Here is a 26,360-nt window from a genome sequence, read left to right as displayed (position 1 = left end):
AGTGGACACCTCCATCATCCTCGCGATGACTCTCGCGGCCCTTGTCGGTGTCGCACTCGGGCTCCTCGGCGGCGGGGGCTCCATCCTCACTTTCCCCATCTTCTCCCTCGTCCTGGGCATCGGAACGAGGGAGACGATCGTCTCCTCTCTCTTCGTCGTCGCTATCACCAGCGCCGTCTCCGCCGCCTTCCGTGTGCGCCGACGCGAGGTGCGCTGGAAAGTCGCCGGCGTCTTCGCGGCGACCGGCTTGATCGGGGGAATCGGTGGCGGGATGGTTGGTCAGCTGCTACCAGAAACCGTGCTCACCGTTCTGTTCGCGGCGATCATGATCGTCACAGCGATCGCCATGATGCGGCCGCGACGAGAACGCGCGGCGCGCCCTCCGACGCGGCCGGTCGTCCGTGGAATCCGAACGACAGGTACGGGACTCGGCGTGGGAGTCCTCACAGGGGCACTGGGAGCAGGCGGCGGGTTCCTCATCGTCCCCGCCCTCACCTTCCTCGGCCAGCCCATCGCCGCTGCAGTGGGGACATCGCTACTAGTCATCGCCGTGAACTCGTCCGCCGGCTTCCTCACCCAGATCACGACCGTGGCCATCCACTGGCCCATCGTCCTCACCTTCACCGCGCTCGCCGTCGCCGGATCCTTCATCGGTCTGGCACTGTCGCATCGCCTCCCGGCTGCCGGCATCCGCACCGGGTTCGGGGTTCTGGTGCTGGCCGTGGGGCTGACCATGCTCGCCACCCTCATCATTCAGACGCTCTCCGCCTGACCACCACCAGAAAGAAGCCCATGCCTCACGCGACCGACACCGCGCCCCGCACCGGGGAACACGTCGACGGATACGAGGTGCCCGTCCTCGACGAGCACGCCGTCCGCATCGCCGCCGGCATCCTCCTCGCCATAGGCATCACCGCCCTTACCATCACGCTCGCCTCCGACAGCATCAGGCCGCTGCAGATGTTCGGCATGTTCTTCCTCCTCGACATGACGACGCGCGTACTCATCAGCGACCGGCTGTCCCTCACTCTCGCCCTCGGCCGTGCTCTGACACGCCGCCGCCGTCGGCACTGGGTGGGCGCGCCGCAGAAGGTCTTCGCCTGGTGGCTCGCCCTCGGTCTCGCTGCTATCTCGTGCGTGACGATGAGCGCTGGAATGGTCCCGCTACCCGTGACTCTCGGGCTCTGCGGAGTCTGCTTCACAGTCCTGCTCCTAGAAGCCACCCTCGGGTGGTGCGCGGGATGTGCCCTGCACCAACGCTTCAGTAGGCAGCCCACCCGCCACTGCGCCAACGGCGCCTGCGACCGCTGACACTCTCGCTCCCTCACAACGAAAGGACGCACATGGGCCGCCTAACCCTCACCACCCTCGCCGTCATCACCGCACTCACGCTCACCTCCTGCGCCAGCACACCCACACCACAGGCTGACCTCGGCCCCGACGCGGTCATCATCGACGTGCGCACCCCCGCCGAGCGCGCCACCGGCCACCTCGACGGCGCCCTCCTGCTCGACGTCACGGGCGGCGACCTCCAAGCTGCGCTGCCGGACCTTGACCCCGAAGCCACCTACCTCGTCTACTGCCGTTCAGGTAACCGGGCAGGAGTCGCCATCGACCTGATGAAGCAGGCCGGCTTCACCGACCTCCTCAACCTCGGCTCCCTGGAAGACGCCGCCGCCACGACAGGCCTCCCCGTCGTGCAGCCCTGAGACGTACGTGCTCGCCCCCACGAGCACGTACCTGCGTGCACAGCACGCCACCGCATCGCTCGAGCACTGCCTCGCGATGCACAGTCGGGGCGGGGTCGCCAGATGCCCGCCCCGACTGTTCAAACCTGCTCGCCTTAGCCCACCGAAAACGATCGTTTACGGTGAGGTCAGGTGTCGTGCGCTTTCGAGGGTGCCACTAACGTTCGCCGGAAGCGCGTTTCGGCAGGCGCTTTCGGCAGCTCCCGTTGATCGCCGGCGGACGGAAAAAGTCGATGCCTACCCGTCGAACACCTCACCACTAGCAAATGCGGCATCCTCGGCTAAGAGTTCCACGAGGGGTGTTGGACACTTCGTGAGGATGTCTCGTTCTGCTGACGGCATTGGCTGCGAGCGAAAATCGGCCCTCACGTCGTAGCAGGTGTAAACCTCGCTTGGCCCGTTGTAGGCATAGCCATCATCGGTCGGGATGGCCGGTCGTGGTCCTGAGGCGATGAACACCGAGACGTGAGCGAAGGCATCCGTCGAAGAGATGTTGTAGAGGACGATGCCACCCTGCTCGATCTCGAACTCAGCCGCTGAGAGGGCGTCGCCATCCCACCGTGCGCCAGGAAGGGTGTCGAGGTAAGCCGTCGGACCATCAACTGGGGGACTGTAGAGACGCTGGGATAGAGGATCTTCGAAGGATGCGACTTGTCGCCAGAGCACACCATCTATTCCGCTGGGATAGCCATGGTATTCGACAGCGCATCCTGTGAATGTTGTCGTCGCCACGATTGCGCAGAGGAACATCGCGCCCGCTCTGCCCTTCCGCCTCATCTCCACGCTCTCACTCTCTCACTCCGAAGCTCGAGAAATGTCGGAGATGTGGTTCAACGGGATCCCCCGGAGAATAGCCGCGATCGCAGCCGAAATCGATCGTTTACGGCGCGATCCTGGCGTGTGCAACGGAAGGCCTGCCGAAAACGCGCGGCGTAACCACCAAGCGGCAGAGGTTTTCGGCTGAGCGTGCGGGTGACAGCGACGCTAGGAGCTCGCCACTAGTCAGCGTCGGGAGCTACGTTAACGTCCCAACCGCCTAACGAGTCAGGCAGCGAGCTCGTCCAGCGCAGCATGTCTTGCCAGGGAAGAGGGGTCGCATGTACGACGCTGGGCTTTCCCGCGCATAGGTCGTACCCCCATTGGAACGCTGCAATCGGCGTGATCACTCGCGGTTCGTAAACAGAGAACCGGACAAGATATGAATGGGCGCGCCATTGAAGGTCTGGCGCGTTGGGATTCGCGGGGGCGTCAAACAGCGTCGGCAGAAACCCAAGCGAACTGAAAGGACCCTGCTGGTTCAGGCTCGGCATATTGTCCAAGAACGCTGTCGAGGGCGATTCATCTGCGGGGGTCATCTCCACGAACTGAACCCAGGCGAACACAGCGTTGTAGCCGGAGCCGGCATGCTCAACGGTTGCCGTCATGATCGGGTAGCCGATGAGCCGTTCGTGTGGCACATCGTTCAGAAGGGCGTTCAGCCCAGTCTGCGAAATGTTCGTGCTCGTCACCGTGTCTACAGTGACGACGCCTGCAAACCCCTTCGACTCGAACGGGATGCGCAACACCTGACCCGTGCTCATCCTCTGAGCCTACGGTGGGTCTCATCTGACGAAGGGCATACTCCGTAGTTGTGGAGTGCCGAAAACGATCGTTTACGGCGTGATTTCGTATTCTGCTCTGCGAGGGGTGCCGCAAACGTGCACCGGAAGCCGGTTTCGGCAGACTATTTCGGCGCGCTGGAGGGCCGAGCCTCGCGCTCGATGCCGAGCTTGAGGGTCGAGGAGCGGCGGCGTCGGTGGATGACGAAGAAGGGGCGACCCGAGGCCGCCCCTTCTTCTTGCGTGAATCGTGACTCAGTGCCCGGCGCCGAGGTTTCCGGTGAGGCGGCCGTGGAACGCTGCTGCGGTGTCGTTCAGGCCTTGGATGGTGACGGTCTTCCCGTGGTTTTCGTACTTGGTGACGATGGCGTCGAGGGCGGCCACGGTGGAAGCGTCCCAGACGTGGGAGTGACTCATGTCGATGACTACCGTGTCGGGGTCGTCGCCGTACTCGAACTGGGTGGTGAGGTCGTTGCTGGAGGCGAAGAAGAGTTCTCCATCGACGGCGTAATGCGCTGTGTCGCCGTCGTCACTGAGGGTGCGGGTGACGCTGACGAAGTGTGCGACGCGTCGGGCGAACATGATCATCGCGGCCACGACTCCGAGGATGACGCCAACGGCGAGGTTGTGGGTCCAGACGGTGGCGATGACGGTGATGAGCATGACGGCGGTCTCGCTCTTCGGCATGCGCTTGAGCGTGCTCAGGCGGATGCTGTGCCAGTCGAAAGTCGCAATCGAGACGAGGATCATGACGGCGACGAGCGCTGCCATGGGAATGATCGCCACCACGTCGCCGAGCGCGAGCACGAGGACCAGCAGGAAGACGCCGGCGAGGAAGGTCGAGATCCGGGTGCGTGCGCCGGAGGCTTTGACGTTGATCATGGTCTGGCCGATCATCGCGCAGCCACCCATGCCGCCGAACGCGCCGGAGAGAACGTTCGCGGCGCCCTGTCCAAGTGCCTCGCGGGTCTTGCGGGAGTGGGTGTCGGTGATGTCGTCAACGAGCTTCGCGGTCATGAGCGACTCGAGCAGGCCGACCACGGCCATAGCCAGCGCGTAGGGAGCGATGATCTGCAGCGTCTCGAAGGTGAGCGGCACATTCGGAATGAACAGCGCCGGCAAGCTCTCGGGAAGTTCTCCCTGATCGCCCACGTTCGGCACGTTCCACGCGAAGACCACGACTGCCGCGGTGAGCAGCACGATCGCGACGAGTGGCGCCGGGATCACCTTCGTGATCCGCGGCATGAGATACATCACCAGCAGGCCGACCGCGACGAGCGGGTAGACCAGCCAGGGAACGCCGATGAGCTGCGGAAACTGCGAAGTGAAGATCAAGATCGCCAGAGCGTTCACGAACCCGACCATCACCGAGCGCGGGATGAACCGCATCAGCTTGGCGACCCCGAGCAACGCGAGGACGATCTGGATGAGTCCACCGAGCAGGACCGTGGCGATGAAGTAGTCCATGCCGTACTCACGAGCGACGGGCGCGATGACGAGCGCGATTGCTCCGGTGGCCGCGGTGATCATGGCAGGGCGTCCGCCGAGGAACGCGATCGCGACGGCCATGATGAAGGACGAGAACAGGCCGACTCGGGGGTCGACGCCCGCGATGATCGAGAACGCGATCGCCTCCGGGATCAGGGCAAGGGCGACGACGAGGCCCGCGAGGACTTCACGGGTCAAAAGGCGCGGGCTGCGCAGCGCCTGCATGACGGTGGGTTCGATGCGGTAACGCGACGCGGAGTCGCGGGTGGGGGTGACGGCAGTCATGTGCCCTCCGGGTGCTGGGCTCTCTCGTGAGAGCGCGGGAAACGAATGGGAGCGCAGCGGTGCGCAGGCGTCGGTCAGGCCGACACGGAAAGATAAGGGGAGCGGGCGCGAGAGCCGCGCCGATCTAGACTCTAACGTAACGTGAGTGTTGTGGGGAAATCAGTGGAAGACGAACACAGGACCGTCGAGACGATGCGGATCGGCGAAGTGGCCGAGCGCACGGCGCTCTCGTTCCGCTCGCTTCGACACTGGGACGACGTGGGGCTCGTGCAGCCGTCCGCGCGCACGGAGGGCGGGTTCCGGCTTTACACCGAGAAAGATGTCGATCGCATCCTCATCATCCGCAGAATGAAACCGTTGGGATACACCCTCGACGAGATGCGCGAACTCCTCGACGTCGTCGACGCCCTCACCGTCGACCCGAGCGACGTGGCGTTGCGCGCCCGGATCGATGACATCCGCGACGGCGCCGACCAGCGTCGCCAGAAACTCACGGAGCAGCTCGCCATGGCCGACGAGTTCGTGCAACTGCTCGGTCAGCTCTAAAGAGAGACGGATGCACCGCGTTGGAGGCCTCGGCCCATAGTCGATCGGTCTGCCGAAAACGATCGTTTGCGGCCGGGGATCCTCGGTGCTGGTGGGAAGCGCGACACGCCGTGCCTCGCTCCGCCGTAACCCCCTGCCGAAACCGTAGGGCACCGAAACAGGTGATGTGTGGGTTTCGGCGCAGGCTCTGTCAGCAAGAAAGCACCCGTAATCGAGGTCTAGAGGTTCACTCGTCAAACCGTCGTCGCTCATGGGCCAGTCTGAAGATCTGACTCGTCTGCGTGACCTCAGCTGGCTGCATTGCCATCCCGAGGGCGGAGCGTCAGGTTCGTCACGCGTTGTGGCTTGCCCGCAGGATCAGCGCCGCACACCGCTGTCAATCTCCCGACACTTGCTTTAGCCCGGACTAAGTCCGATCGAGCGGCGGGTAATCCGATGTAAAGCGGTTAGTCCGATCTAAAGACGTAACTCACATCGAACCTGTTGACATCCGATCCGCCCGGGTCTAACGTACAACCAAATGGTTGCACAAAGAGAACTGAGCGAAGCGGAGGTCGACCGTGTGTTCCACGCGCTGGCGACGTCGACCCGGCGTGACATCCTGCGCCGGACGATCGAGCGGGAGCAGTCGGTCTCGACCCTCGCCTCCGAATATGAGATGTCGTTCGCCGCGGTGCAGAAGCACGTGGCCGTGCTCGAAGCGGCGGACCTCATCGTCAAGCGCGCCGAGGGACGCGAGCGGCTCGTCCGCGCGAACCCCGAGATGATCGCCCGCGCCAGGGCGCTCCTCGCCCGATACGAAGAGCTGTGGCGGTCGCGCATCGCCCGGCTCGACGAGTTGCTGGCCGAGACGCCGGCACGCTCGGGGACCGATCGGTCCGACGACGACACCACCGATGAACCACGAACCGAAGAAGGAGACTGACAATGCCTGTCACCGATGTCACCACTGATGCCGAGAACCTAACCATGACGGTTCTCGCAGATTTCGCCGCCCCTGTCGAGCGGGTCTGGGACGCCTACAGCGACCCGCGTCAGCTCGAGCGCTTCTGGGGCCCTCCCGGATGGCCGGCCTCGTTCACGAAGTGGGACCACACGGTGGGCGGCAAGGCCAACTACACCATGAACGGCCCCCGCGGCGAGAAGGCCTCGGGCACGTGGGAGTTCCTGCGCATCGATGCCCCGCACGGCTTCGAGGTGCTCGACGCGTTCGCCGACGAAGAGGGCACGCCCGACCCCGACCTGCCTTCCATGCGCATGGTGTTCACGTTCGAGCCCACGGCAGACGGCACGCGGATGGTCACCACGAGCTACTTCAGCTCGGCCGATGCACTCGAGCAGGTCGTGTCGATGGGCGCGGTCGAGGGCACGAAGCTCGCGATGAGCCAGCTCGACGCGGTTCTGCAGGACCTCCGCGACTACGCGCAGGGCAAGGGCACGCAGGTCGAGCTGCTTGACGACACCCACGTGCGCATCACGCGTCTCGTCGAGGGGCCGCGCGAGCTGGTGTGGCGTGCGCACAACGATCCCGAACTCATGAAGCAGTGGCTGCTGGGCCCCGACGGGTGGGAGATGACCGAGTGCGTCGTCGCGACCGAGGTGGGTCAGACCTACCGCAACTCGTGGGCGCCCGTGGGTGACACCGAGGGGCAGGCGTTCGGATTCGAGGGCGAGGCGCTGCTCATCGACGCGCCCCGGCGTTCGGTGCAGACCGAACGGATGGTCGGGATGCCGGTCGAGACGCTGAACGACCTGAACCTCTATGAAGAGGACGGTGCGACGCTGATCACGCTCTACATCGAGTACCCCGACAAGGAGACGCGCGACATGATCCTCGCCACCGGCATGGCCGACGGCATGGAGACCTCGTACGCACGCCTCGAGCGGGAGCTGCTCGCGGTCTGACGTTCACAATTCAGCAGGAGGAGGCGGTTCTCACGAAAACCGCCTCCTCTCTGCTGGCTTACCGGCTTTCATGCTGAATGGTGAACGAGCAGCGGCGACGAGGTCAGAGCGCGGCCATGCGATCGGCGCGGCGCGGGGTGCGCGTCGACCAGATCGCGAGTGCGATGAGCACGGGCTGGAAGAACAGCCGCACGAAGCGCTTCATGTCGGTGTCGAGGCCGAAGGCGTCGCGGTGCTCGACCCACTGCGCGATGTTGCCGGGGAAGACGGCGACGAAGAACAGCGCGGTGATCACGCCGACCAGCCCCCGACGCTTGCGTGCGACGAGCAGGGCCGCACCCAGACCGACCTCGACGACGCCCGAGGCGAGCACCGTCACGTCCGGATCGAGCGGCACCCAGTCCGGCACCTGCGCCTGGAACTCGTCTCGCGCGAAGGTCAGATGCGAGACGCCGGCGAAGAGGAGGAAGGAGCCGAGGAAGATCCGACCGACGGTACGCGCGACACTCTTCTTGGGCATGGTGCGAGTGTACGCGGGCTGTGCGGCTGAAGCCCCGCGCGCCTCAGATCAGGCGGCGGAGCGCCTCCTCAAGCGAGATGCCCTGCGCCTCAGCGCTGTCTCGCAGGCGGGCGTGCTCATCGGACGACAGCGCCAACTGCACCACGATCGGGTCGTCGACGGGGGCATCGAGGCCGTCGAGCAGATCGGATGCCTCGGCCCACAGCGGCTCGGCGATCGCCGTCTGCGCGCTCGTGGTGGCAGCAGTCGAGACAGGAGGGGAAGCGGATGCCGGAGCGGCCGCGGCGATCGGTGCGGATGCGGCGACGGCGGCCCCGGCACCCGTCGACATGGTGAAGCCGGGTCCGCGGCGCGGCTCCTGCTTCGCCTGGTAGGCCTTGGCGGCGGCGTTCGCACGCTCGTCCGCCGCCTCGTTCAAGGGGTGACCGGCGTGGCCCTTGACCCACGAGAATTCGACGTCGCGCCCGCGGATGGCCTCGTCGATGCCTTCGAGCAGATCGCGGTTGAGCACCGGCCCGCCGTCTGACTTGCGCCAGCCCTTGCGCTTCCAGCCCGGCATCCACTTGGTCACCGAGTCGATCACGTAGCGGCTGTCGCACTCGATCATCAGCTTCTCAGAGATGCCTGCTGTCGCCTGCAGCAGCTCGAGCACGGCCCGCAGCTCGCCCTGGTTGTTCGTGCCGTGCGGCGAACCGCCCGCGGCCCAGTTGTCGTCGTCGATGTACCAGGCCCAGCCGTTGGGGCCGGGGTTGCCCAGGGCGGAGCCGTCTGCGGCGGCGGTGATCGTCATCCCTCAACCGTAGCCGCGCGCGGCGACACCGCACGCTGGCCGGCGTCTTTCGCGTGCTGCCCGCCCGCGGCATAGTGTGGAGTGATGCCTTCCGACTTCACATGGAATTCCTGGATCGGCAGCGCGGTGGCGATCGGCACCGCGATCGTCGTCGCCGCAGCCGCACTCGCGCTGCTCGCTCTGGTCGCCAACCTGATCAGCCGGCGGGTGCCGTGGGTGCGTGATCTCGCCCGTCGGGTGCGCAACGCGATGATCGTGGCAGCGGCGGTGGTCGCGATCTGGATCGCCGCGTCCGTCACCGAACCCGCGGAGCAGTCCTGGTGGCCATCGGTGTCGAGGATCTTCTTGATCGCCACCATCCTGACCGGGTCGTGGCTTCTCGCCGCATCGGTCTCATTCGGCTTCGAGAGGCTCATCGACCGTGAAGAGGCCGTGCTCGTCGGTCCGGAGGCGCGCCGTCGGCGCACGCAGCTGCTCGTCATCCACCGCCTCGTGCTGGTCACGATCGCCGTGCTCGCATTGGGCACCGTGCTGTTCACGTTCCCCGAGATGCGTGCAGTCGGCACGAGCCTTCTCGCCTCCGCCGGAATCGTCAGCATCATCGCGGGCCTTGCCGCGCAATCGATCCTCGGCAACCTGATCGCAGGCGTGCAGGTCGCGTTCACCGATGCGATCAAGGTCGGCGATGTCGTGGTCATCCAGGGGGAGTGGGGGCGGGTCGGTGAGATCAACCTCTCGTACGTGGTCATCTACGTCTGGGATGAGCGGCGACTCGTCGTGCCGTGCAGTTACTTCACGACCACGCCGATCGAGACCTGGACCAGGAAGTCCGACAAGATCCTCGGCACGGTCTATCTGGATCTCGACTGGCGGGTGCCGATGGACGAGCTGCGCCAGGAGTTCCAGCGCATCGTCGAAGCGTCGCCGGCGTGGGACGGGCGGTCGTGGGACGCGGCCGTCACGGATGCCCAGGGTGGTTTCGTCACCGTGCGCCTGGTGATGTCGGCCAAGGACTCGGGCGATCAGTGGACGTTGCGCTGCGAGGTGCGGGAGAAGATCATCGTCTGGCTGCAGCGAGAGCACCCCGACGCGCTTCCGCGAACACGGGTCGACCTGGCCCCGCAGCTCGCGGACTGAGGCGCAGCGAGGCCGACGTCAGTCCTCGGGTTCGGGGTCGGGTTCGCCGTTCTCGGTCGAGGACGACTCGGGCGCGGGCGGCGCGACGGGGAACGCGACCGAACTGACCGACTCACCGGGACCGAGCCCCAGGCCGATCGACAGCGGGTCGACGGCCGGCACCTCGTCGAGCACCTCAGACTCCGTGCGTTCGAGCGGCTCGGAGGGCAGAGTCCACTGGTTCTCTTCTTCGTCGGTGCGCTGCTGGAAAAGTCCCATGGGTCCCATTCTCGACCTGCCCCGCGGCAGGGAGGCCGGATTCACACCGGATTGGTCGCTTCGGACGGTCGGTGCAGACGGATGCCGTCAACCGACGCGACGGAACGTGAAGTACCCCGCGACATGGCCGTGGTTGACGACGCCGGTGCCGGTGCTCAGCATGCGCGCCGAGGTCGTCGCGCCGGATTCCACGAACGTGTAGCCGGTGTGCTCGAGACGCCACCCGATTCGCTCGACCTCGCTGAGGAAGTAGCCGACGTGGTCGTCGCTCACGAAGTCGTTCTCCGCGGAACCCCACGACGAGGGCTGGCCGGTCAGTCGGCTGACCTCGGCCTGCAGGTGCAGCAGCGCATCGCCGCGGTCGTAGGCGTCGCGTGACAGCTGCAGCAGGCGCGTGGCCTCTTCGCTCGTCGGCATGATGTCCCCCTTGTCGTCATTCCTCAGCGATGGTGGTTCGTCGCGGTCGTCTCGCTCGGTGCGGGGCGTCAGGCGGATGCCTCGCGGACGGCGTCGACGAGTTCTCGCCACGGGCCGTCCAGTGCGGAGTCGGGAAGCTCCCGCTCGCGCTCCTCTGACGGCGTGCGCACTCTGATCAGCCAGACGAAGCGGTCTGCGCCCGAATCGGTGTCGCTGTCGGCATCCCACGGGCAGCTGTCGACCATCGCGATCCAGTGGTGCGTCTCGGCGGGATCGGGTTCGACCTGCCATTTGCGACGGATGCCGGCGATGCCGCCCGTGCGCACCACCGCGATGACGACCTGCGGGTCAGTCGGTGCGGGAGACTCGCTCATCTTCATAGACTCCCACGGTCGCCCACGCACGTCGAGCGGCTGCGGCCGTGGCGTCGTCGATGGCGGATGCCGCGGCGACGGTCGCGTCGGCGAACTCGGTGAAGCTCGCGGTGCTCGACAACCCGCCGGTGAGCGCGCGATACCAGACGGTTCCTGCGGTCTCCCACGCGTTGCCGCCGAGGTCGATCGCGAAGAGGGCGAAGGCGCGATTGGGGATGCCGGAGTTGATGTGCACGCCGCCGTTGTCTTCGGTCGTGCGGACGAAACCGCTCATGTGCGCCGGCTGCGGATCCTTGCCGAGCTCGTCGTCGTCGTAGGCGGTGCCCGGCTCGATCATGGAGCGCAGTGCGCTGCCCTGCACGGCATCCGTGAAGATCTCGGCACCGATGAGCCAGGTCGCATCTGCTGCGCTCTGGCCGAGGAGGTGCTGTTCGGTGAGAGCGCCGAACACGTCGGCGATCGACTCGTTGAGCGCACCAGGCTGCCCCTGGTACTCCAGGTTGGCGGTGTACTGCACGACGCCGTGTGCCAGCTCGTGACCGATGACGGTGGTCGACGAGGTGAAACCGACGAAGACCTCGCCGTCGCCGTCGCCGAACACCATGCGCTCGCCGTCCCAGAAGGCGTTGTCGTAGTCGATGCCGTAGTGCACGGTCGCATCGAGCGGCGCGCCGGCGTCGTTGAGCGAGTTGCGGCCGAAGGCGGAGAGCAGCATCTCGAACGTGGCCCCGAGGCCGTCGAACGCCTCGTTGACGGACGTGTCGGCGACCGGCTCGTCGTCTTCACTGCGCACGATCGCACCGGGGAGGGTCTGCGTGTTGCCCGCGTCGCTGATCGTGCGGTTGGGGGCATCGGTAAGCTGAGCGACGAGGTCGCCGTTCTCGTCGATCGAGAGGTCGAGCCGTGCGCGGAACGGCGGTCTGCCCGCCGTGAGCGTCTGCCGCGCGGCCGCGGCGGCGCGAGGGTAGCGGCCCGACTCGGCGAGACGCGCGAGCAGGTAGGACGGGACGACTCCTGGGGTTTCGGTGTGGCTGCTCATGTTCAGACCCTACGCCGAGGGTCCGACGTTCCGGCAAGGGCCGGCGCGCGTCGGACGTGGACGGAGCGTGTACGCCCGTCACGGTGAAGAGCGCCCCAGAAGTCCCCGTTCTCCGCATCCAGACGGCGCACACGCCCACGGACTCCCCTCATGCACGCGTACTTCGCCGTGTCGTCCGACCTGCCCGAACTCCCACGCACAGCACCTCGACTTGAGATTGAGAATCGTTCTCAATAGTGTGGAGTCTCGTGACCCCCTCTCCCCGCGCCGGCCGCACACTCGTTCTCGCTTCGCTGCTCGCCGCCGGTCTGACCGTGACCTCGTGCGGAGCATCCGATGCTCCTGCACCCGCCTCGAGCGCGGCGGTCGCGCCGAACGACGGGGTCGACGGCGGGGGAGCCGCCGAGGTCGCATCGCCGGCGCTCGCACTCGTCATCGCCGACGCGGACGGCGAGCTCACCCTGCTCGACCTCGAGACCGCAGAACGCTCGACGCTCGCGGATGCGGATGCGGATGCGGATGCCGTGCTCGGCGTCGGCCGTTTCGCCCACCTGATCCATGTCGACGGAGACGGCACCCGTGTCGACATCATCGACTCGGGCCGGTGGACGGTGCCGCACGGCGACCACACGCACTCTTTCCTCGGCGATGCCGGCATCATCGGGTCGATCGACGGAACCGGCCCCGCGGACATCCGGGTCGGCGACACCGCCACCGCCGTCCGCTTCGGCAGAGAGGTCGCCCTCGTCGATCACGAGAAGCTCGCCGACATCGAGGACGCCCCACGCGTCACTCTCCCCGTCGATCCGACCGGCCCCGTCGTCCCGTTCTCGGGACACCTCCTCGCGGCCGCAGGCGAGATGATCCACATCGTCGACGCCGAGGGCACCGCGACCGGCGTCGGCGCGCCCTGCACGAGCTCGACCGATGCCGACCTCACCCGCGTGGGCGCCGTCTTCGCCTGCGACGCCGGAGCGGTGCTCGTCACCCGACAGGTCGGGGGAGCGCTCGCCGCTGAGCTGATCCCGTATCCGGCGGGATCCGCGCCGGCCTCCGACCTCGCCGGACGCGCCGACCGCCCCGACCTCGCGGGCATCGCCGCCGACCAGGGCGCCTGGTTGCTCGACGTCAGAGCCCGCGAATGGATGCTGCTCGCCACAGACACCCCGCTGCTCCGAGCCGCGGCGATCGGCGACGACGAGAGCCGCACGGTCGTGATCGCGACCGACGGCACTGTGCGCGTGCTCGCTCCGGACGGCACCGAGCTCGCCAGGACAGAGCCGCTTCTCGCGGCATCCGCCTCCGACCCCTCCCTGCGCGATCGGGTGCAGCTCCTGGTCGACGCCCGCCATGCCTATGTCTCCGACCCGGCGACCGGAGCCGTGTTCGAGATCGACCACGCCGACGGTGCCGTGACCCGCACCCTCGGCGGCCTCGATCCCCATCAGATCCAGCTCGTCGGCTGAGCCGCACCCGAACTCATCGACGGCATCCGTCGTCACGCGCAGCCTGCGCACCCACCCAGAAGAAGGAGAACCCCATGCATCGACCTGCCCGCAGCCGCCTCGCGGCCGGCGCGATCGCCGCGCTCGCCGTGGTCGCACTCGCCGGATGCGCGACCGCAGCGCCGTCCGCGTCCGGAGAACCCGAATCCTCATCGGCGCACGAGGGCGACACGAGGGTCGCCGTCGCCTACGACGGCGGCATCGTCGTGCTCGACGGCGAGACCCTCGAGACCGTCGACTCCGCCGAGCTCGACGGATTCCTGCGCGTCAATCCCGCCGGCGACCATGACGGACACGTCTTCGTCACCGCGGCCGACGGCTTCCACGTGCTCGACACCGGTCTCGCATCCGACACCGTCGAGTTCACGGGCGAGGTGTTCGACGCCGTCACCCCCGGCCACGCCACCCCGCATGCCGGGCGCACCGCGCTGTTCGACGACGGCACCGGCGACGTGACCCTCTTCGACACCGATGCCGTCGGCACCGGAACCCTGCCGGAGTCGCAGACCGTCGAGTCGGAAGCGGCTCACCACGGCGTCGCCATCGAGCTGTCGGACGGCACGCTGTTGTCGACCATCGGCACGTCGGAGTCGCGCAGCGGCGTGCGTCTGCTCGCCGACGACGGCTCGGAGCTCGCCCGCGACGAGCAGTGCCCCGGGGTGCACGGCGAAGGCGCCCTGAAGGGTGAGACCATCGTGTTCGGCTGCGAAGACGGCGTGCTCGTGTTCGCAGACGGCGCCTTCACGAAGCTCGACGCGCCCGACGCGTTCGGTCGCTCGGGAAATGCCTACGTGACTGACACCAGCGCGATCGCAGCGCTCGACTACAAGTCGGACCCCGATCAGGAGGGCTACCTGCTCTCGCAGCTCGCGCTCGTGGACACCGATGCGCCGACCCTGTCCGTCGTCGCCCTGCCCGAGGGTGTGGAGTACACCTGGCGCGGGGTCGGCCGTGACGGCCACGACAACATCATCGTGCTGGCATCCGACGGCACGCTCAACGTGCTCGACGAGGCCGGCGCTGTCGTCGATTCGTGGGATGTCATCGAGCCGTGGGAGAGCCCCGAAGAGTGGCAGCAGCCGCACCCGGGCCTGCGCGTCGTCGGAGACATCGCGTACGTGACGGAGCCCGCGGAGAACCGCATCCTGGCCGTCGACCTGCACACCGGCGAGATCTCGGCCGAGGCGACGCTCGACGTCGTGCCCGGCGAGTTCGTGGTGGTCGGCGCCGCCGGACACTGACCCGGTCAGAGCCACCGGAGCCATCGGATGCTGAGGGGCGGGGCCGTGCGCGGTCCCGCCCCTCAGCAGTGAGGCGTTCACAATTCAGCACAGACAGCGACTCGGGAAGCCGTTTTTCCCGCTGTTTCGGCCCGCCTCTCGTCGACGACGCCGATTCCTGCTGAGTTGTGAACGCCGACCGGCGGTCCGCGGTCCAGCCTTCCCAGGAAAGCACCGCGCGATCTCGCGTAAAATCGGCACAATGACCGATGCCCCCTCCGACGCTGCACCCGACCTCGGACCCGGCATCGACCCCGAAGATCTGGCCACCACGCTGCGGGTTCTGTCCGAACTGCACCAGATCGACAACGAGCACCCCGACTTCGTCGCCGTGCGCCACGCGACCGCCGCGATGTTCAAGGCCGTCAAGCGCGTGCGTCGCAAGGAGATCCGCGATGCGATCGCCGACGCCGACAGGGCCGTCGTCGCCCGCACCGCCACCGGTGCGCCCGACCGCATCGACGACGAGACCCGTGGCCACGACCTCGCGACCAGCGTCGTCGACGCCCCCATCGCGGGCGAGCTGCTCAAGCCCCGCAACTGCTACATCTGCAAGCAGCCGTACACGCTGGTCGACGCGTTCTATCACCAGCTCTGCCCCGACTGCGCGCGCTTCAGTCACGGCAAGCGCAACGCCCGCACCGACCTCACCGGCAAGCGCGCGCTGCTCACCGGAGGCCGCGCCAAGATCGGCATGCACATCGCGCTGCGGCTGCTGCGCGACGGCGCCCACACGACGATCACGACGCGCTTCCCCCGCGATGCGGTTCGCCGCTTCTCGGCGCTGCCCGACTCGGGCGACTGGCTGCACCGCCTGCGTGTGGTCGGCATCGACCTGCGCGACCCCGCCCAGGTGATCGGGCTCGCCGACTCGGTCGCCGCGCAGGGTCCGCTCGACATCCTGATCAACAACGCGGCGCAGACCGTGCGCCGCTCGCCGGGCTCGTATTCACTGCTGGCGGATGCCGAGCTGCAGCCGCTTCCCGACGGTCCGCTGCCCGAGATGGAGACCTTCGGCCACACTGTCGACCCGCATCCGCAGGCGCTGCAGGCCTCGGTCGACTCGCACCCGCTGCTGTCGGTCGCGGCCCTCGGCGGAACCGTGGCCGAGCAGGGCGGCCAGGCGCTGACGGCCGAAGACCTCGCGCGTCTCGCGATGGCCCCCGGGTCGTCGTCGCTCGAGAAGCACGCAGACGGCACCGCGATCGACGCGGGCGGTCTCGTGCCGGACGTGAACACCTCGAACAGCTGGGTGCAGTCGATCGACCAGGTCGATCCGCTCGAGATGCTCGAGGTGCAGCTCGCCAACACCACCGCGCCGTTCCTGCTGATCAGCCGCCTGCGTGCTTCGATGGCCGCATCGTCGTCGACCCGCAAGTACGTGGTCAACGTCTCGGCCATGGAGGGGCAGTTCTCGCGCCGCTACAAGGGCCCGGGTCACCCGCACACGAACATGGCGAAGGCCGCGCTGAACATGCTGACCCGCACGAGCGCCGGCGAGATGCTCGAGACCGACGGCATCCTGATGACCGCCGTCGACACCGGCTGGATCACCGACGAGCGCCCGCACTACACGAAGGTGCGTCTGGCCGAGGAGGGCTTCCACGCCCCGCTCGACCTCGTCGACGGAGCCGCCCGAGTGTACGACCCGATCGTGCGCGGCGAGGCCGGCGAAGACATCCACGGCGTCTTCCTGAAGGACTACGAGCCCAGCCCCTGGTGACTCGGGCGGCCGCGCACCCGGTCGTCTAACTGATGAGTGCGCGGATGGCTGGGTGAGCGGATCGCCCCGGTCAGCCCGACGAGAATCGGTCAGCTGGGTGTCGTGCAGGAGGCGGCCACTCGGCCGGCGTCATCGAGCGCGGAGCTCGAGGTTCGCGGAGGCCCAGGTGCCGAGCTGGTCGAGGATGGGCAGCAGCCCTCGGCCGCTGTCGGTCAGCGAGTACGAGACCGTGACCGGCGGGCCCGCGTCGACCGCGCGGGCGACGAGTCCTGCCTCGGCGAGTTCGGCGAGACGGTCGGAGAGCACGGTGTCACTGATTCCCGAGACCGCGCGGCGCAATGAGACGAAGGTCGAAGAGCCCCCGCCGAGCGACGAGACGATCATGCCGTTCCAGCGCTTGCCGAGCACGCTGAAGGCCAGTGTGACGGCGGCGTCGCACACGTGACGCTCTTCGTCGATCTCGGCCATGGCCCCATCATACCTGTGCCACGTTAACGCGAGTCGCTAAGAAAAACAGAGCGACTACGCAAACGAAAGGCACCCTCCATGTCCCTGTTCCGCCTCGACGCCAGCATCCTTCCTGCGTCGTCCGCCAGCCGTTCGCTCGCCGACCTCGTCGAAGCAGAGTGGACGGCATCCCACCCCGACTCCACCGTGACCCGCCGCGACCTCGCCGCCGACCCCGTGCCCGCGACGGCATGGGCGGATGCCGTGACCGGCGGCTTCGTCGACGAGGCGCAGCGCACCGACGCCCAGCGTGCGGCCCGCGCTCTCGCCACGACCTTCGCCGACGAGCTGATCGCCGCCGACGCGCTGCTGTTCGCCGTGCCGCTCTACAACTACGGCGTCTCGCAGCACTTCAAGACCTGGTTCGACCTGGCGTACACCGATCCGCGCATCGACCCCCAGGGCACTGCGCTCCGCGGCAAGCCCGCGACCCTCGTCACCGTGCTCGGCGGCAACTACGCACCGGGAACCCCCAAGGAGGGTTGGGACCACTCCACCGGATGGCTGCGCCGCGTGCTCGAGGACGTCTGGGGTCTCGACCTGCGCGTCGTCGAGCGGCCCTTCACGCTCGTGGGTGTGAACCCGGCACTCGACGCCTTCGCCGACACCGCCCGCGAGCTCAAGGAGAACGCCGAGCAGTCGGCGCGCACCTACGGCCGCGAGCTCGCTGCACTCCGGGGCGAGGTCGCCTGACCCGGCATCCGGAGGGCCCCGTCCCATCGGGGCGGCCCCGCCCCCGCAGCGGCCCGTCTGCAGGATCACAGCACGGATGCGGGGCTGAACGACGTTTCCGGTCCTGCATCCGTGCTTCGGTCCTGCAGACGGCATCCGACCTTGACCGTCGGCGGTCGGCATCAGTCCTGGACGTCCGGCACGCGGCTTCAACCCCGGACCGGCGGCGCCCCGGCTTGAGATGCCCGGTTTCAGACGGACACCGTCAGGCGAGGGGCCCCGGGAACGGATGCGGCAGCCACACCGTCACGTTCAACCCGCCCCCCTGGCGAGCCGTGAGCACGAGCGACCCCTCGTGCGCCTGAGCGATGCGCTGCACGATCGCGAGGCCCAGGCCGACGCCCCCGTGATCGTCGCTGCGGGTGCGGTCGGCACCGCGTTGGAAGGGCTCGGCGAGCGTCGCCACGAGATGGGCAGGCAGCACGTCGCCGGTGTTCTCGACCACGAGCGCGACGGCATGCGGCAGGGTGTGCGTTCGGACGACGACGGTGCCGTCGACGGGGCGATTGTGCACGATCGCGTTGTGCACGAGGTTGGTGATCAGCTGCTGGAGCAGGGCCGGAGAACCGAGCACGTTCGCGGTGTCGCCGCCGACGTCGATCGTCACGCCGCGGCGTTCGGCGAGCGGAAGCAGCGTCTCGGCGGATTCCTCGGCCAGCAGTGAGAGGTCGATCGGCTCGCGCGTGAATGAGCGGCGCTCGGCGCGACTGAGCATCAGCAGCGCTTCGGTCAATTCGATCGCCCGCGTGTTGACCTCGTGCAGCCGGTCGATCAGCGCGTCGACGTCTCGATCGGGGTCGTTTCGGGCGACTTCGAGCATGGTCTGCGAGATCGCGAGCGGGGTGCGCAGCTCGTGCGAGGCGTTGGCGGCGAACCGCTGCTGCTCGGCGACGTGCGCCTCGAGCTGCTCGAGCATCGAGTCGAAGACGTCGGCCAGGTCGCGGAACTCGTCGCGCGGCCCTTCGAGGGCCACCCGATGCGACAGCGACCCCTGAGCCGCGAGCCGGGCAGCGCGCCCGATGCGGTCGAGGGGAGCCAGCATCCGACCGGCGATGATCCAGCCGCCGCCCAGCCCGATAGCGAGCAGGACGAGCATCATCGCGACGGCCGCAGGGATGAAGGCGCGGATCAGGTCGGAGCGATTCGGCACGAACAGGTCGAGATCGTTGGGAATGTTCACGTCGGGCACGTACCGCAGCAGGTAGAAGGCGACCGCCGCGAGCAGCCCGATGCCCGACACGACGACGACGCCCGCGTAGCTCAGGGTGAGCTTCCATCGCGCGCTCATGCCGCGGCGCCTCGGTGTGCGGACCTGGTCAGCCATCGGCATCCGTCCCGATGCGATAGCCGACGCCCGGCACCGTGAGGATCAGCCAGGGCTCACCCAGTCTCTTGCGCAGCGACGAGACCGTGATGCGCACGGCGTTCGTGAACGGGTCGGCATTCTCATCCCACGCACGCTCGAGCAGCTGCTCGGCGCTGACGACCCCGCCGCCCGCGTCGATCAGCACCTCGAGCACGGCGAACTGCTTGCGCGTGAGCGCGACGTACCTGCCGTCACGGAAGACCTCGCGGCGGAACGGGTCGAGCCGCAGCCCCGCCACCTCGAGCACGGGTGGCCGCACGCGCTGCCGTCGGCGATCGAGGGCACGCAGGCGCAGCACGAGCTCGCGCAGCTCGAACGGCTTGGTCAGGTAGTCGTCGGCGCCGATCTCGAAACCCGTCTCCTTGTCGTCGAGGCGGTCGGCCGCGGTGAGCATGAGGATCGGGATGCCGCTGCCCGACGCCACGATCGAGCGGGCGACGTCATCGCCCGAGGGGCCGGGGATGTCACGGTCGAGCACGGCGAGGTCGTAGGAGTTGATGCTGAGCAGCTCGAGTGCGGTGTCTCCGTCGCCGGCGATGTCGGCGGCGATCGCCTCGAGCCGCAGTCCGTCGCGCACGGCCTCTGCGAGGTAGGGCTCGTCTTCGACGATCAGCACCCTCACGACACAGCTCCCATGTGCTCAGAGCTTACGCACCCCCACATATCGGGAGCATATGCAAAAGCGCATACGCCGTCGCAACAGACCCCCTTCTTTACTGAGGACATGAACACACGCTCTTCCCTCAGACAGCGACGCCTCACCGCGATCATCGGTGTCGCCCTGCTCGCCGCGGCCATCACGGGCTCGGTCGTGCTGATCGGCCAGCAGTCTCTGGCGTCGGCATCCGTCGCACCGACCGTCTCTCCTGTCTCTCTCTCCGAGGCCGACGGGGTGATCCGCGACGAGGGCACCGTGTCGGTGTTCGACGAGACTCCCGCCGTGACGAACCTCGACTCCGATCTGCTGGCCGCGGTGCGCGCTGCGGCCACGGCGGCGGAGCAGGACGGCGTGCGCATGCACGTGAACAGCGGATGGAGGTCGGCCGAGTACCAGCAGGTGCTGCGGCAGGATGCGGTCGCCGAATACGGATCCGAGGAAGAGGCCGCGCGCTGGGTCGCGACGCCCGAGAACTCGGAGCACGTGTCGGGGGATGCGATCGACCTCGGTCCGCTCATCGCGCAGGACTGGCTGGCGCAGCACGGTGATGAGTTCGGTCTGTGCCAGATCTATGCGAACGAGCGGTGGCACTTCGAGCTGCGTCCGGCAGCCGTGGCGAACGGCTGCCCACTGATGTACGACGACCCGACTGCCGACCCGAGGACCCAGCGATGACCACCGCTCTCACGACCCCGCACCTCGCACTCTCGCGCATGCACGCACCGACCCTGCACACCCTTCGCGACGCGGTCGCGGCGAACGTCGGGCGGATGCGGACGGCCACCGAGTCCCGCATCATGGCGGTGGTGAAGGCCGACGGCTACGGTCTCGGCGCCGTCGCCGTCGCTCGCGCCGCGATCGACGCCGGAGCCGAATGGCTGGGCGTGACCGACGCGGGGGACGCCGCCGAGCTGCGTGATGCGGGCATCGAGGTGCCGATCCTCGCGTGGCTGAATCCGGCGGGGGTCGACGTCACTCAGGTCGTCGCGGATCGCGTCGACATCGCGGTCGGCTCTGTCGACGAGCTGCGCCAGTTGATCACCGATGCGTCGTCGCTGCCTGACGGACGCGTGCGCGTGCATCTGCACATGGACACGGGGATGTCGCGGGGTGGGGTGCCGCTCGAGGACTGGGCCGAGCTGCTGCGGGTCGCGCGCTCCGGACGCGGTCGCGTCGAGGTGGTGGGGGTGATGGGGCATCTTCCCGACGCCGACGCCGCTGACCCCGCGATCAACGCGCCGGCGGTGCTGCGGATGAGGCAGGCGAGGGATGCCGTGCTGCGCGCCGGCTTCGGTCCGCTGATCGTGCACCTCGCGGCGACGTCCGGCACGCTGACGGATCCGGCGACGCACTTCGACATGGTGCGCGTCGGCGCCGGACTCGTCGGCATAGACCCGTCGGAGAGCGTGGCGCTGCAGGGTGCGGCGCGGCTGACGGCATCCGTCGTGCACAGCAGCGTCGTGCCGGCAGGGACCCCGGTTGGCTACGGCGGCGCATATGTGACCGAGCGGGCGACCCGGTTGAGCGTGATCGGCGTCGGTTACGCCGACGGCATCCCGCGGGAGCTCGCCGTGGGGGCAGCGGTCGCGATCGACGGCATCCGATGCCCGATCGTCGGGCGGGTGTCGATGGACCAGATCGTCGTCGACACGGGTGATGTGACCCCGCCAAGAGGCACCACAGCTGTGGTGTTCGGCCCGGAGGGCGAGGCGGTGCCGACCGTGCAGGAGTGGGCCCGGTGGGCGGGGAGCATCCCGCACACGATCGTCACGGGAATCGGTCGCCGGGTCGAGAGGGCGATCGCGTGAGAGTGCTGGTCATCGGAGGAGGCCAGAACGCCGAGCACGAGGTCTCGCTCGCGTCGGCGGCCGCGGTCGCCGACGCGCTGCGTGTCGGCGGATACGACGTCAGCACGGTAACCATCTCACGAGAGGGTGTCTGGGAGGTGGCCGGCGTCTCGGAGGATGCCACCGCCGCCGAGTCTCTCGTTCTCGCGATGCCGCTCATAGCCGCAGCCGATGTCGTATTCCCTGCGGTGCATGGAGCGCTGGGTGAAGACGGAGCGCTCGCTTCTCTGTGCGCTCTCGCGGGCGTGCGAGTGGTCGGCTCAGGGCCGCGCGCCGGGGCGATCGGCATGGACAAGTGGGCGACGAAGCTCGTCGCCGACGCGGCGGGGCTGCGCACCGCGCGGGGTCGACTGATCGATGTAGCCGACTGCGGAGATTCCGAGTTCGATGGCCCTGTGGTCGTGAAGCCCGTGTCGGCCGGGTCGAGCTACGGCGTTTCGCTCGTGCGTGAGGAGGCCGAACTCGGTGCGGCGCTGCGGGAGGCGGCGCGGTTCGATCGACGCATCCTCGTCGAGGAGGTCGTGCACGGGAGGGAGATCGACGTCGCCGTGATCAAGGAGGCCGGAGGGGTCCGCTGGGCGGCGCCGTCGCTCGAGATCCACGCGGCCGGGCTGTTCGACACCGCCACGAAGTACGACGGCAGTGCGCGGTTCACGGTGCCGGCGCAGCTCTCGGGGGCTGAGGCGACCTCGCTCACGCGCGCCGCGCTGACCATGTTCGACGCCCTCGGGTGTGCCGGGGTCGCCCGCATGGACTTCTTTCTCACCGCCGAGGGGCCGGTGCTGAACGAGGTCAACACGATGCCGGGGTTGACTGCGGCATCCCAGGTGCCGCGGATGTTCGCGGCGGCCGACGTGTCGTACGTCGAGCTGGTGTCGCGCCTCGTGCGCGCCGCCGAGGTGCCGGGGCGGTGACCGCGCGCGTCGGCTGGCCCGATGTCGCGAAGGGCGTGTGCATCATCCTCGTGGTGCTCTGGCACGTCGTCACCAAGCACGCGATCGCGGTCTCAGGTGCCGGGCCCGTCACCGATGCCTGGGCGACGCTCAACGCGCAGCTGCTACCGCTGCGGATGCCGCTGTTCTTCCTGATCTCGGGGATGTTCGCAGCGCGCGCCGTGAACGCGCCCGCGGGCACCCCCTGGCGACGTCGCGCCGGCCGCCTCGCGGCGGTCTATGTCATCTGGGTCGTGATCCAGACGTTCGTGCTCGCCCTCACTCCGGACTTCGACACGGCCAGGGCGGAGAACGGATGGCAGCTGCTCGCGCAGCTCACGATCAGCCCGACCAACCTCTGGTATCTGCTCGCCCTGGCGGTGTACCTGCTCGTCGCGCGCCTCGTGAGGCACGTGCCGACCGCCGTGGTGCTGCCGGTCGCGTTCGTGATCGCTGCGGTCGCGTCGGCGGGGGTGATCCCCGACCTGGGCAACCTGTGGCAGCTCGTGCAGAACCTGTTCTTCTTCCTCGCGGGGCTGCGGCTGCGTAGGGTGATCGAGCGATTCGCCGCGGGTGCGACGCCGCTGCGGATGCTCATGCTCGGAGGGGCATATGTCGCGGCCGTCGGTGCGGTCGGAGTGCTCGGCATGCGTCGATGGCCGGGAGTGTGGCCGCTTCTCGCGGTCGTCGCGGTGGCATTCGGGGTCATGGCGTGCGTGACGATCGACCGACGTGCGAGCGTCATCGCACGGCCGCTGCGGTGGGTGGGACAGCGCACGCTGCCGATCTACGTGATCCACATGATTCCGCTCGCCCTGATCGACGTTGCGCTGCGCGGATCGGGATGGGTCGCGACGCCGGCGGTCGAGGCCGTCTGGCCGATCGTCCTCACCGCGGTGGTGATCACCGTCTGCCTCGCGGTGCGTGCCGGCCTCGTGCGAGTGGGGCTCGGGGTGCTCTTCGATCCGCTGCGACCGATCGACCGGATGACTCAGGCACGGATTGCTGACTGAGCCTCGGAGGGCTGACTGAGCCCCGGACTGCTGACGGAGGAGGCGTGTGCGGTCAGGCCGCCGGGGAAGGATCAGGCGTCCGACCGCGCTCAGAGCCGGTCGACGCCCGTCACGGTGAGCACCGCAGCGCCCTCCTCGTCGGAGGCGGCGAGGTCGACGGTCGCGGAGATGCCCCAGTCGTGATCGCCCGCCGGATCGTCGAGGATCTGGCGGACGGTCCACTCGGTCGTGCCCTCGGTGATGAGCAGCAGCTGTGCGCTGCGCGCGTTCGCTCCGGTGAGGATCTCGTTGTGGTCGGCGAAGTAGCCGTCGAGTGCGTCCGACCAGGCGTCCGCACCGAACGACGGGTCGAGGTCCGCGAGAGCGGAGACGTCTTCACGTGCCGCGAGCTGCACCCGTCGGAACAGCTCGTTGCGCACGAGGGTGCGGAAAGCGCGGGTGTTCGACGTCAGGCGCTTCGGAGCGGGCGGCACGATCGGCTCGTCATCCGGGCCGTGCAGCACGCCGTTGACGAGCTCTTCCCATTCGTCGAGCAGGCTCGAGTCGACCTGACGGACTAGCTCGCCGAGCCACTCGATCAGGTCGCGGAGGTCCTCGTCTTTACCCTCTTCGGGAATCGTCTGGGATGCTGCCCTGTAGGCGTCGGACAGATAGCGCAGCACCACGCCCTCGGAGCGGGCGATCTTGTAGTACGCGACGTATTCCCCGAACGACATGGCCCGCTCGTACATGTCGCGCACGACCGACTTCGGGTGCAGTTCGAAGTCGCGGATCCACGGCTGCGCGGCGCCGAACGTCTCGAACGCGGCCGTGAGCAGCTCATCGAGGGGCTTCGGGTAGGTGATCTCCTCGAGCAGCTCCATGCGCTCGTCGTATTCGATGCCCTCGCGCTTCATGGCGGCGACGGCCTCTCCGCGGGCAAGGAACTCCTGCTGCCCGAGGATCGCCCGAGGGTCGTCGAGCGTCGATTCGACGATCGAGATCATGTCGAGGGCGTAGGAGCCGGTTCCCGTGCCCGCAGCCGGATCGCGGTCGAGCAGGTCGAAGGCCGCGAGGGCGAACGGCGACAGCGGCTGGTTCAGCGCGAAGTTCGGCTGCAGGTCGACGGTGAGGCGGATCTCGCCGTCGTCCGTCTGCTCGACGACGCCCGATTCGAGCAGCGTCCGGTAGATGCCGATGGCGCGCAGTGCGAGCTCGCGCTGCCTCTTGCGAGGCTCGTGGTTGTCGTAGACCAGCGCACGCATGTTGCCGAACACGTCGCCGCCGCGGCCGATCACGTTGAGCATCATCGCGCTCGTGATCTGCATGTGCGAGGTCAGTGTCTCGGGCTCCGCGTCGATCAGCTTGCGGAACGACGGCTCGCCCCAGGACACGAAGCCGTCGGGTGCCTTCTTGCGGATGATCTTGCGCTTCTTCTTCGGGTCGTCGCCGGCCTTCTTGATCGCGGCGATGTTGTCGCTCTCGTGCTCGGGAGCCTGGGCGACCACGGTGCCGGCGGTGTCGAAGCCCGCGCGTCCCGCTCGCCCCGCGATCTGGTGGAACTCGCGCGCGCTGAGCTGCCGCATCCGGGTGCCGTCGAACTTCGTCAGAGCCGTGAGCAGCACCGTGCGGATGGGCACGTTGATGCCGACGCCGAGGGTGTCCGTGCCGCAGATCACGCGCAGCAGTCCGCGCTGGGCGAGCTGCTCGACGAGGCGCCGGTACTTCGGCAGCATCCCGGCATGGTGAACGCCGATGCCCGCACGCAGGAACCGCGAGAGGGTCTTGCCGAAGGCGGTGGTGAACCGGAATCCGCCGATCAGCGCGGCGATCTCATCGCGCTGCTCACGCGTGGCGACCTTGGTGCTCGACAGCGCCTGTGCCCGCTCCATCGCCGCCGCCTGCGAGAAGTGCACGACGTAGATCGGGGCCTGGCCGGTGCCGAGCAGGTCGTCGATCGTCTCGTGGATCGGCGTGGTCTCGTAGAAGTAGTGCAGCGGCACAGGACGCTCGACGCCCGTGACGGATGCCGTGCCGCGGCCCGTTCTGTGGGTGAGGTCGCTCGACAGCTGCGAGACATCGCCGAGCGTCGCAGACATCAGGATGAACTGCGCCTGTGGCAGCTCGAGCAGCGGCACCTGCCACGCCCACCCTCGATCGGGGTCGGCGTAGAAGTGGAACTCGTCCATGACGACCTGGTGCACCGCGGCATCCGTGCCCTGGCGCAGTGCGAGGTTCGCGAGGATCTCCGCCGTGCAGCAGATGATCGGCGCATCGGGGTTGACCGAGGAGTCGCCGGTGATCATGCCGACGTTCGCGGCGCCGAACACGTCGACGAGGGAGAAGAACTTCTCGCTGACGAGCGCCTTGATCGGCGCCGTGTAGAACGAGCGACGCCCCTCGACGAGTGCCGCGAAGTGCGCCCCGACCGCGACGAGCGACTTGCCGGTGCCGGTGGGCGTCGACAGGATCAGGTTGTTGCCCGAGACGATCTCGATGACAGCCTCGTCCTGCGCGGGGTAGAGACTGATGCCGGTCGACTCCGCCCACTCGACGAACGCCGTGTAGACGGCATCCGCATCGGATCCGTCGGTCAGCGTCGTGTGGTCGAGGATCGCAGGCATGGTCTGTCGATCATCCCACCTCCGGCACGGGCGAACCTCGTGCAGTACTCAGCAGGGAATCGTCCGATGCGGCCGAGATCACCGGATTC

Annotated in this window: 28 protein-coding genes; 15 read left to right on the top strand and 13 right to left on the bottom strand. The window is 68.0% G+C overall.

What is annotated here, in order from left to right; translation table 11 throughout:
- The first annotated feature begins 1 nt into the window (after window position 1).
- From RU09_RS05305 to RU09_RS05295, 3 genes are read left to right on the top strand one after another with little or no spacing between them, the layout of a single operon-like run.
- A complete protein-coding gene (locus RU09_RS05305) occupies window positions 2-772 on the top strand; it encodes a sulfite exporter TauE/SafE family protein (RefSeq protein ID WP_042538250.1) in 771 nt (256 codons plus the stop codon).
- Between the two features lie 20 nt (window positions 773-792).
- Window positions 793-1,311: a DUF4395 domain-containing protein gene (locus tag RU09_RS05300; protein ID WP_042538248.1), complete on the top strand. Its 519-nt coding sequence runs from the start codon at window positions 793-795 to the stop codon at window positions 1,309-1,311.
- Window positions 1,312-1,343: 32 nt separating this feature from the next.
- Complete coding sequence (locus RU09_RS05295; protein WP_042538246.1) at window positions 1,344-1,709, top strand: rhodanese-like domain-containing protein; 366 nt, start codon at window positions 1,344-1,346, stop codon at window positions 1,707-1,709.
- Between the two features lie 276 nt (window positions 1,710-1,985).
- Here RU09_RS05295 and RU09_RS18450 read toward each other — a convergent pair whose 3' ends face one another.
- The 3 genes from RU09_RS18450 to RU09_RS05285 form a co-directional block, all read right to left on the bottom strand.
- Window positions 1,986-2,531: a hypothetical protein gene (locus RU09_RS18450; protein ID WP_136057006.1), complete on the bottom strand. Its 546-nt coding sequence runs from the start codon at window positions 2,529-2,531 to the stop codon at window positions 1,986-1,988.
- A gap of 215 nt (window positions 2,532-2,746) precedes the next feature.
- Window positions 2,747-3,328 (bottom strand): hypothetical protein, encoded by a 582-nt coding sequence (locus tag RU09_RS05290; RefSeq protein ID WP_042538244.1) that lies wholly within the window; start codon window positions 3,326-3,328, stop codon window positions 2,747-2,749.
- A 273-nt stretch (window positions 3,329-3,601) separates the two neighbouring features.
- The gene (locus RU09_RS05285; protein ID WP_042538242.1) at window positions 3,602-5,119 is read right to left on the bottom strand and encodes a SulP family inorganic anion transporter; all 1,518 of its coding nucleotides are present in this window, start codon (window positions 5,117-5,119) and stop codon (window positions 3,602-3,604) included.
- A 192-nt stretch (window positions 5,120-5,311) separates the two neighbouring features.
- On the opposite strand from RU09_RS05285, the gene RU09_RS05280 reads away from it, so the two are divergent.
- From RU09_RS05280 to RU09_RS05270, 3 genes are all read left to right on the top strand, one after another.
- Window positions 5,312-5,665 (top strand): MerR family transcriptional regulator, encoded by a 354-nt coding sequence (locus RU09_RS05280; protein WP_042538356.1) that lies wholly within the window; start codon window positions 5,312-5,314, stop codon window positions 5,663-5,665.
- Between the two features lie 520 nt (window positions 5,666-6,185).
- The gene (locus tag RU09_RS05275; protein ID WP_042538240.1) at window positions 6,186-6,590 is read left to right on the top strand and encodes an ArsR/SmtB family transcription factor; all 405 of its coding nucleotides are present in this window, start codon (window positions 6,186-6,188) and stop codon (window positions 6,588-6,590) included.
- Between the two features lie 2 nt (window positions 6,591-6,592).
- Window positions 6,593-7,570: an SRPBCC family protein gene (locus tag RU09_RS05270; RefSeq protein WP_042538237.1), complete on the top strand. Its 978-nt coding sequence runs from the start codon at window positions 6,593-6,595 to the stop codon at window positions 7,568-7,570.
- A gap of 103 nt (window positions 7,571-7,673) precedes the next feature.
- Here RU09_RS05270 and RU09_RS05265 read toward each other — a convergent pair whose 3' ends face one another.
- Window positions 7,674-8,090, bottom strand: a complete 417-nt coding sequence (locus RU09_RS05265; RefSeq protein ID WP_042538235.1) for a DoxX family protein — start codon at window positions 8,088-8,090, stop codon at window positions 7,674-7,676.
- Between the two features lie 43 nt (window positions 8,091-8,133).
- Window positions 8,134-8,880 carry a ribonuclease H family protein gene (locus tag RU09_RS05260; RefSeq protein ID WP_042538233.1) on the bottom strand — a complete coding sequence of 249 codons (747 nt, stop codon included), beginning with the start codon at window positions 8,878-8,880 and terminating at the stop codon, window positions 8,134-8,136.
- Between the two features lie 84 nt (window positions 8,881-8,964).
- Between RU09_RS05260 and RU09_RS05255 the strand changes: the two genes are divergently transcribed.
- The gene (locus RU09_RS05255) at window positions 8,965-10,017 is read left to right on the top strand and encodes a mechanosensitive ion channel family protein (protein ID WP_042538231.1); all 1,053 of its coding nucleotides are present in this window, start codon (window positions 8,965-8,967) and stop codon (window positions 10,015-10,017) included.
- An 18-nt stretch (window positions 10,018-10,035) separates the two neighbouring features.
- Here the strand turns inward: RU09_RS05255 and RU09_RS05250 are convergent, their stop codons facing one another.
- The 4 genes from RU09_RS05250 to RU09_RS05235 form a co-directional block, all read right to left on the bottom strand.
- Window positions 10,036-10,275, bottom strand: a complete 240-nt coding sequence (locus RU09_RS05250; protein WP_042538229.1) for a hypothetical protein — start codon at window positions 10,273-10,275, stop codon at window positions 10,036-10,038.
- Between the two features lie 87 nt (window positions 10,276-10,362).
- Window positions 10,363-10,692: a hypothetical protein gene (locus RU09_RS05245; RefSeq protein ID WP_042538227.1), complete on the bottom strand. Its 330-nt coding sequence runs from the start codon at window positions 10,690-10,692 to the stop codon at window positions 10,363-10,365.
- Window positions 10,693-10,760: 68 nt separating this feature from the next.
- Complete coding sequence (locus RU09_RS05240) at window positions 10,761-11,066, bottom strand: protealysin inhibitor emfourin (protein WP_042538225.1); 306 nt, start codon at window positions 11,064-11,066, stop codon at window positions 10,761-10,763.
- Window positions 11,041-12,105: a M4 family metallopeptidase gene (locus RU09_RS05235; protein WP_042538223.1), complete on the bottom strand. Its 1,065-nt coding sequence runs from the start codon at window positions 12,103-12,105 to the stop codon at window positions 11,041-11,043. The genes RU09_RS05240 and RU09_RS05235 overlap by 26 nt, the downstream gene beginning before the upstream one ends.
- 248 nt (window positions 12,106-12,353) lie before the next feature.
- Between RU09_RS05235 and RU09_RS05230 the strand changes: the two genes are divergently transcribed.
- From RU09_RS05230 to RU09_RS05220, 3 genes are all read left to right on the top strand, one after another.
- Window positions 12,354-13,571: a hypothetical protein gene (locus RU09_RS05230; RefSeq protein ID WP_156145870.1), complete on the top strand. Its 1,218-nt coding sequence runs from the start codon at window positions 12,354-12,356 to the stop codon at window positions 13,569-13,571.
- 74 nt (window positions 13,572-13,645) lie between these two features.
- On the top strand, window positions 13,646-14,851 hold the full coding sequence (locus RU09_RS05225) for a hypothetical protein (protein WP_042538220.1): 1,206 nt from the start codon (window positions 13,646-13,648) through the stop codon (window positions 14,849-14,851).
- A gap of 241 nt (window positions 14,852-15,092) precedes the next feature.
- A complete protein-coding gene (locus RU09_RS05220) occupies window positions 15,093-16,613 on the top strand; it encodes an SDR family NAD(P)-dependent oxidoreductase (protein WP_042538217.1) in 1,521 nt (506 codons plus the stop codon).
- Window positions 16,614-16,742: 129 nt separating this feature from the next.
- Here the strand turns inward: RU09_RS05220 and RU09_RS05215 are convergent, their stop codons facing one another.
- On the bottom strand, window positions 16,743-17,081 hold the full coding sequence (locus RU09_RS05215) for a winged helix-turn-helix transcriptional regulator (protein WP_042538215.1): 339 nt from the start codon (window positions 17,079-17,081) through the stop codon (window positions 16,743-16,745).
- Window positions 17,082-17,159: 78 nt separating this feature from the next.
- Between RU09_RS05215 and RU09_RS05210 the strand changes: the two genes are divergently transcribed.
- On the top strand, window positions 17,160-17,813 hold the full coding sequence (locus RU09_RS05210; RefSeq protein ID WP_042538213.1) for an FMN-dependent NADH-azoreductase: 654 nt from the start codon (window positions 17,160-17,162) through the stop codon (window positions 17,811-17,813).
- Between the two features lie 244 nt (window positions 17,814-18,057).
- Here RU09_RS05210 and RU09_RS05205 read toward each other — a convergent pair whose 3' ends face one another.
- Together RU09_RS05205 and RU09_RS05200 are read right to left on the bottom strand one after the other, a co-directional pair.
- Window positions 18,058-19,140, bottom strand: a complete 1,083-nt coding sequence (locus RU09_RS05205; RefSeq protein WP_042538354.1) for a sensor histidine kinase — start codon at window positions 19,138-19,140, stop codon at window positions 18,058-18,060.
- A gap of 28 nt (window positions 19,141-19,168) precedes the next feature.
- The gene (locus RU09_RS05200) at window positions 19,169-19,840 is read right to left on the bottom strand and encodes a response regulator transcription factor (protein ID WP_042538211.1); all 672 of its coding nucleotides are present in this window, start codon (window positions 19,838-19,840) and stop codon (window positions 19,169-19,171) included.
- A 102-nt stretch (window positions 19,841-19,942) separates the two neighbouring features.
- Here RU09_RS05200 and RU09_RS05195 point away from each other — a divergent pair, with 102 nt between their 5' ends.
- Genes RU09_RS05195 through RU09_RS05180 form a run of 4 tightly spaced genes read left to right on the top strand, consistent with a single transcriptional unit; the run spans window position 19,943 to window position 23,668 of the window.
- Window positions 19,943-20,551: a M15 family metallopeptidase gene (locus RU09_RS05195; RefSeq protein WP_042538209.1), complete on the top strand. Its 609-nt coding sequence runs from the start codon at window positions 19,943-19,945 to the stop codon at window positions 20,549-20,551.
- On the top strand, window positions 20,548-21,684 hold the full coding sequence (alr, locus tag RU09_RS05190) for an alanine racemase (RefSeq protein ID WP_082041039.1): 1,137 nt from the start codon (window positions 20,548-20,550) through the stop codon (window positions 21,682-21,684). Before RU09_RS05195 ends, alr begins: the two co-directional genes overlap by 4 nt.
- On the top strand, window positions 21,681-22,637 hold the full coding sequence (locus RU09_RS05185; RefSeq protein WP_042538207.1) for a D-alanine--D-alanine ligase family protein: 957 nt from the start codon (window positions 21,681-21,683) through the stop codon (window positions 22,635-22,637). The genes alr and RU09_RS05185 overlap by 4 nt, the downstream gene beginning before the upstream one ends.
- Window positions 22,634-23,668, top strand: a complete 1,035-nt coding sequence (locus RU09_RS05180) for an acyltransferase family protein (RefSeq protein ID WP_052492862.1) — start codon at window positions 22,634-22,636, stop codon at window positions 23,666-23,668. The genes RU09_RS05185 and RU09_RS05180 overlap by 4 nt, the downstream gene beginning before the upstream one ends.
- 89 nt (window positions 23,669-23,757) lie before the next feature.
- Here the strand turns inward: RU09_RS05180 and RU09_RS05175 are convergent, their stop codons facing one another.
- Window positions 23,758-26,271, bottom strand: coding sequence for a DEAD/DEAH box helicase (locus tag RU09_RS05175; protein ID WP_042538205.1), 2,514 nt, complete (start codon window positions 26,269-26,271; stop codon window positions 23,758-23,760).
- Between the last annotated feature and the right edge of the window lie 89 nt (window positions 26,272-26,360).

The organism is Microbacterium sp. MEJ108Y (assembly GCF_000834175.1).
GTDB lineage: Bacteria > Actinomycetota > Actinomycetes > Actinomycetales > Microbacteriaceae > Microbacterium > Microbacterium forte.
Note: the sequence above shows the minus strand (reverse complement) of the source record. Positions and strands in the feature narration are given on the sequence as shown.

What these genes read in the sequence shown, in the direction of transcription:
- RU09_RS05270 (WP_042538237.1), top strand. Translation starts at nt 6,593, where the DNA reads ATGCCTGTCACCGATGTCACCACTGATGCCGAGAACCTAACCATGACG.
- RU09_RS05280 (WP_042538356.1), top strand. Translation starts at nt 5,312, where the DNA reads ATGCGGATCGGCGAAGTGGCCGAGCGCACGGCGCTCTCGTTCCGCTCG.
- RU09_RS05235 (WP_042538223.1), bottom strand. Translation starts at nt 12,105, where the DNA reads ATGAGCAGCCACACCGAAACCCCAGGAGTCGTCCCGTCCTACCTGCTC.
- RU09_RS05245 (WP_042538227.1), bottom strand. Translation starts at nt 10,692, where the DNA reads ATGCCGACGAGCGAAGAGGCCACGCGCCTGCTGCAGCTGTCACGCGAC.
- RU09_RS05295 (WP_042538246.1), top strand. Translation starts at nt 1,344, where the DNA reads ATGGGCCGCCTAACCCTCACCACCCTCGCCGTCATCACCGCACTCACG.
- RU09_RS05175 (WP_042538205.1), bottom strand. Translation starts at nt 26,271, where the DNA reads ATGCCTGCGATCCTCGACCACACGACGCTGACCGACGGATCCGATGCG.
- RU09_RS05285 (WP_042538242.1), bottom strand. Translation starts at nt 5,119, where the DNA reads ATGACTGCCGTCACCCCCACCCGCGACTCCGCGTCGCGTTACCGCATC.
- alr (WP_082041039.1), top strand. Translation starts at nt 20,548, where the DNA reads ATGACCACCGCTCTCACGACCCCGCACCTCGCACTCTCGCGCATGCAC.
- RU09_RS05205 (WP_042538354.1), bottom strand. Translation starts at nt 19,140, where the DNA reads ATGAGCGCGCGATGGAAGCTCACCCTGAGCTACGCGGGCGTCGTCGTC.
- RU09_RS05220 (WP_042538217.1), top strand. Translation starts at nt 15,093, where the DNA reads ATGACCGATGCCCCCTCCGACGCTGCACCCGACCTCGGACCCGGCATC.
- RU09_RS05225 (WP_042538220.1), top strand. Translation starts at nt 13,646, where the DNA reads ATGCATCGACCTGCCCGCAGCCGCCTCGCGGCCGGCGCGATCGCCGCG.
- RU09_RS05275 (WP_042538240.1), top strand. Translation starts at nt 6,186, where the DNA reads ATGGTTGCACAAAGAGAACTGAGCGAAGCGGAGGTCGACCGTGTGTTC.
- RU09_RS05250 (WP_042538229.1), bottom strand. Translation starts at nt 10,275, where the DNA reads ATGGGACTTTTCCAGCAGCGCACCGACGAAGAAGAGAACCAGTGGACT.
- RU09_RS05260 (WP_042538233.1), bottom strand. Translation starts at nt 8,880, where the DNA reads ATGACGATCACCGCCGCCGCAGACGGCTCCGCCCTGGGCAACCCCGGC.
- RU09_RS05215 (WP_042538215.1), bottom strand. Translation starts at nt 17,081, where the DNA reads ATGGCCGAGATCGACGAAGAGCGTCACGTGTGCGACGCCGCCGTCACA.
- RU09_RS05240 (WP_042538225.1), bottom strand. Translation starts at nt 11,066, where the DNA reads ATGAGCGAGTCTCCCGCACCGACTGACCCGCAGGTCGTCATCGCGGTG.
- RU09_RS05290 (WP_042538244.1), bottom strand. Translation starts at nt 3,328, where the DNA reads ATGAGCACGGGTCAGGTGTTGCGCATCCCGTTCGAGTCGAAGGGGTTT.
- RU09_RS05300 (WP_042538248.1), top strand. Translation starts at nt 793, where the DNA reads ATGCCTCACGCGACCGACACCGCGCCCCGCACCGGGGAACACGTCGAC.
- RU09_RS05265 (WP_042538235.1), bottom strand. Translation starts at nt 8,090, where the DNA reads ATGCCCAAGAAGAGTGTCGCGCGTACCGTCGGTCGGATCTTCCTCGGC.
- RU09_RS05195 (WP_042538209.1), top strand. Translation starts at nt 19,943, where the DNA reads ATGAACACACGCTCTTCCCTCAGACAGCGACGCCTCACCGCGATCATC.
- RU09_RS05255 (WP_042538231.1), top strand. Translation starts at nt 8,965, where the DNA reads ATGCCTTCCGACTTCACATGGAATTCCTGGATCGGCAGCGCGGTGGCG.
- RU09_RS05210 (WP_042538213.1), top strand. Translation starts at nt 17,160, where the DNA reads ATGTCCCTGTTCCGCCTCGACGCCAGCATCCTTCCTGCGTCGTCCGCC.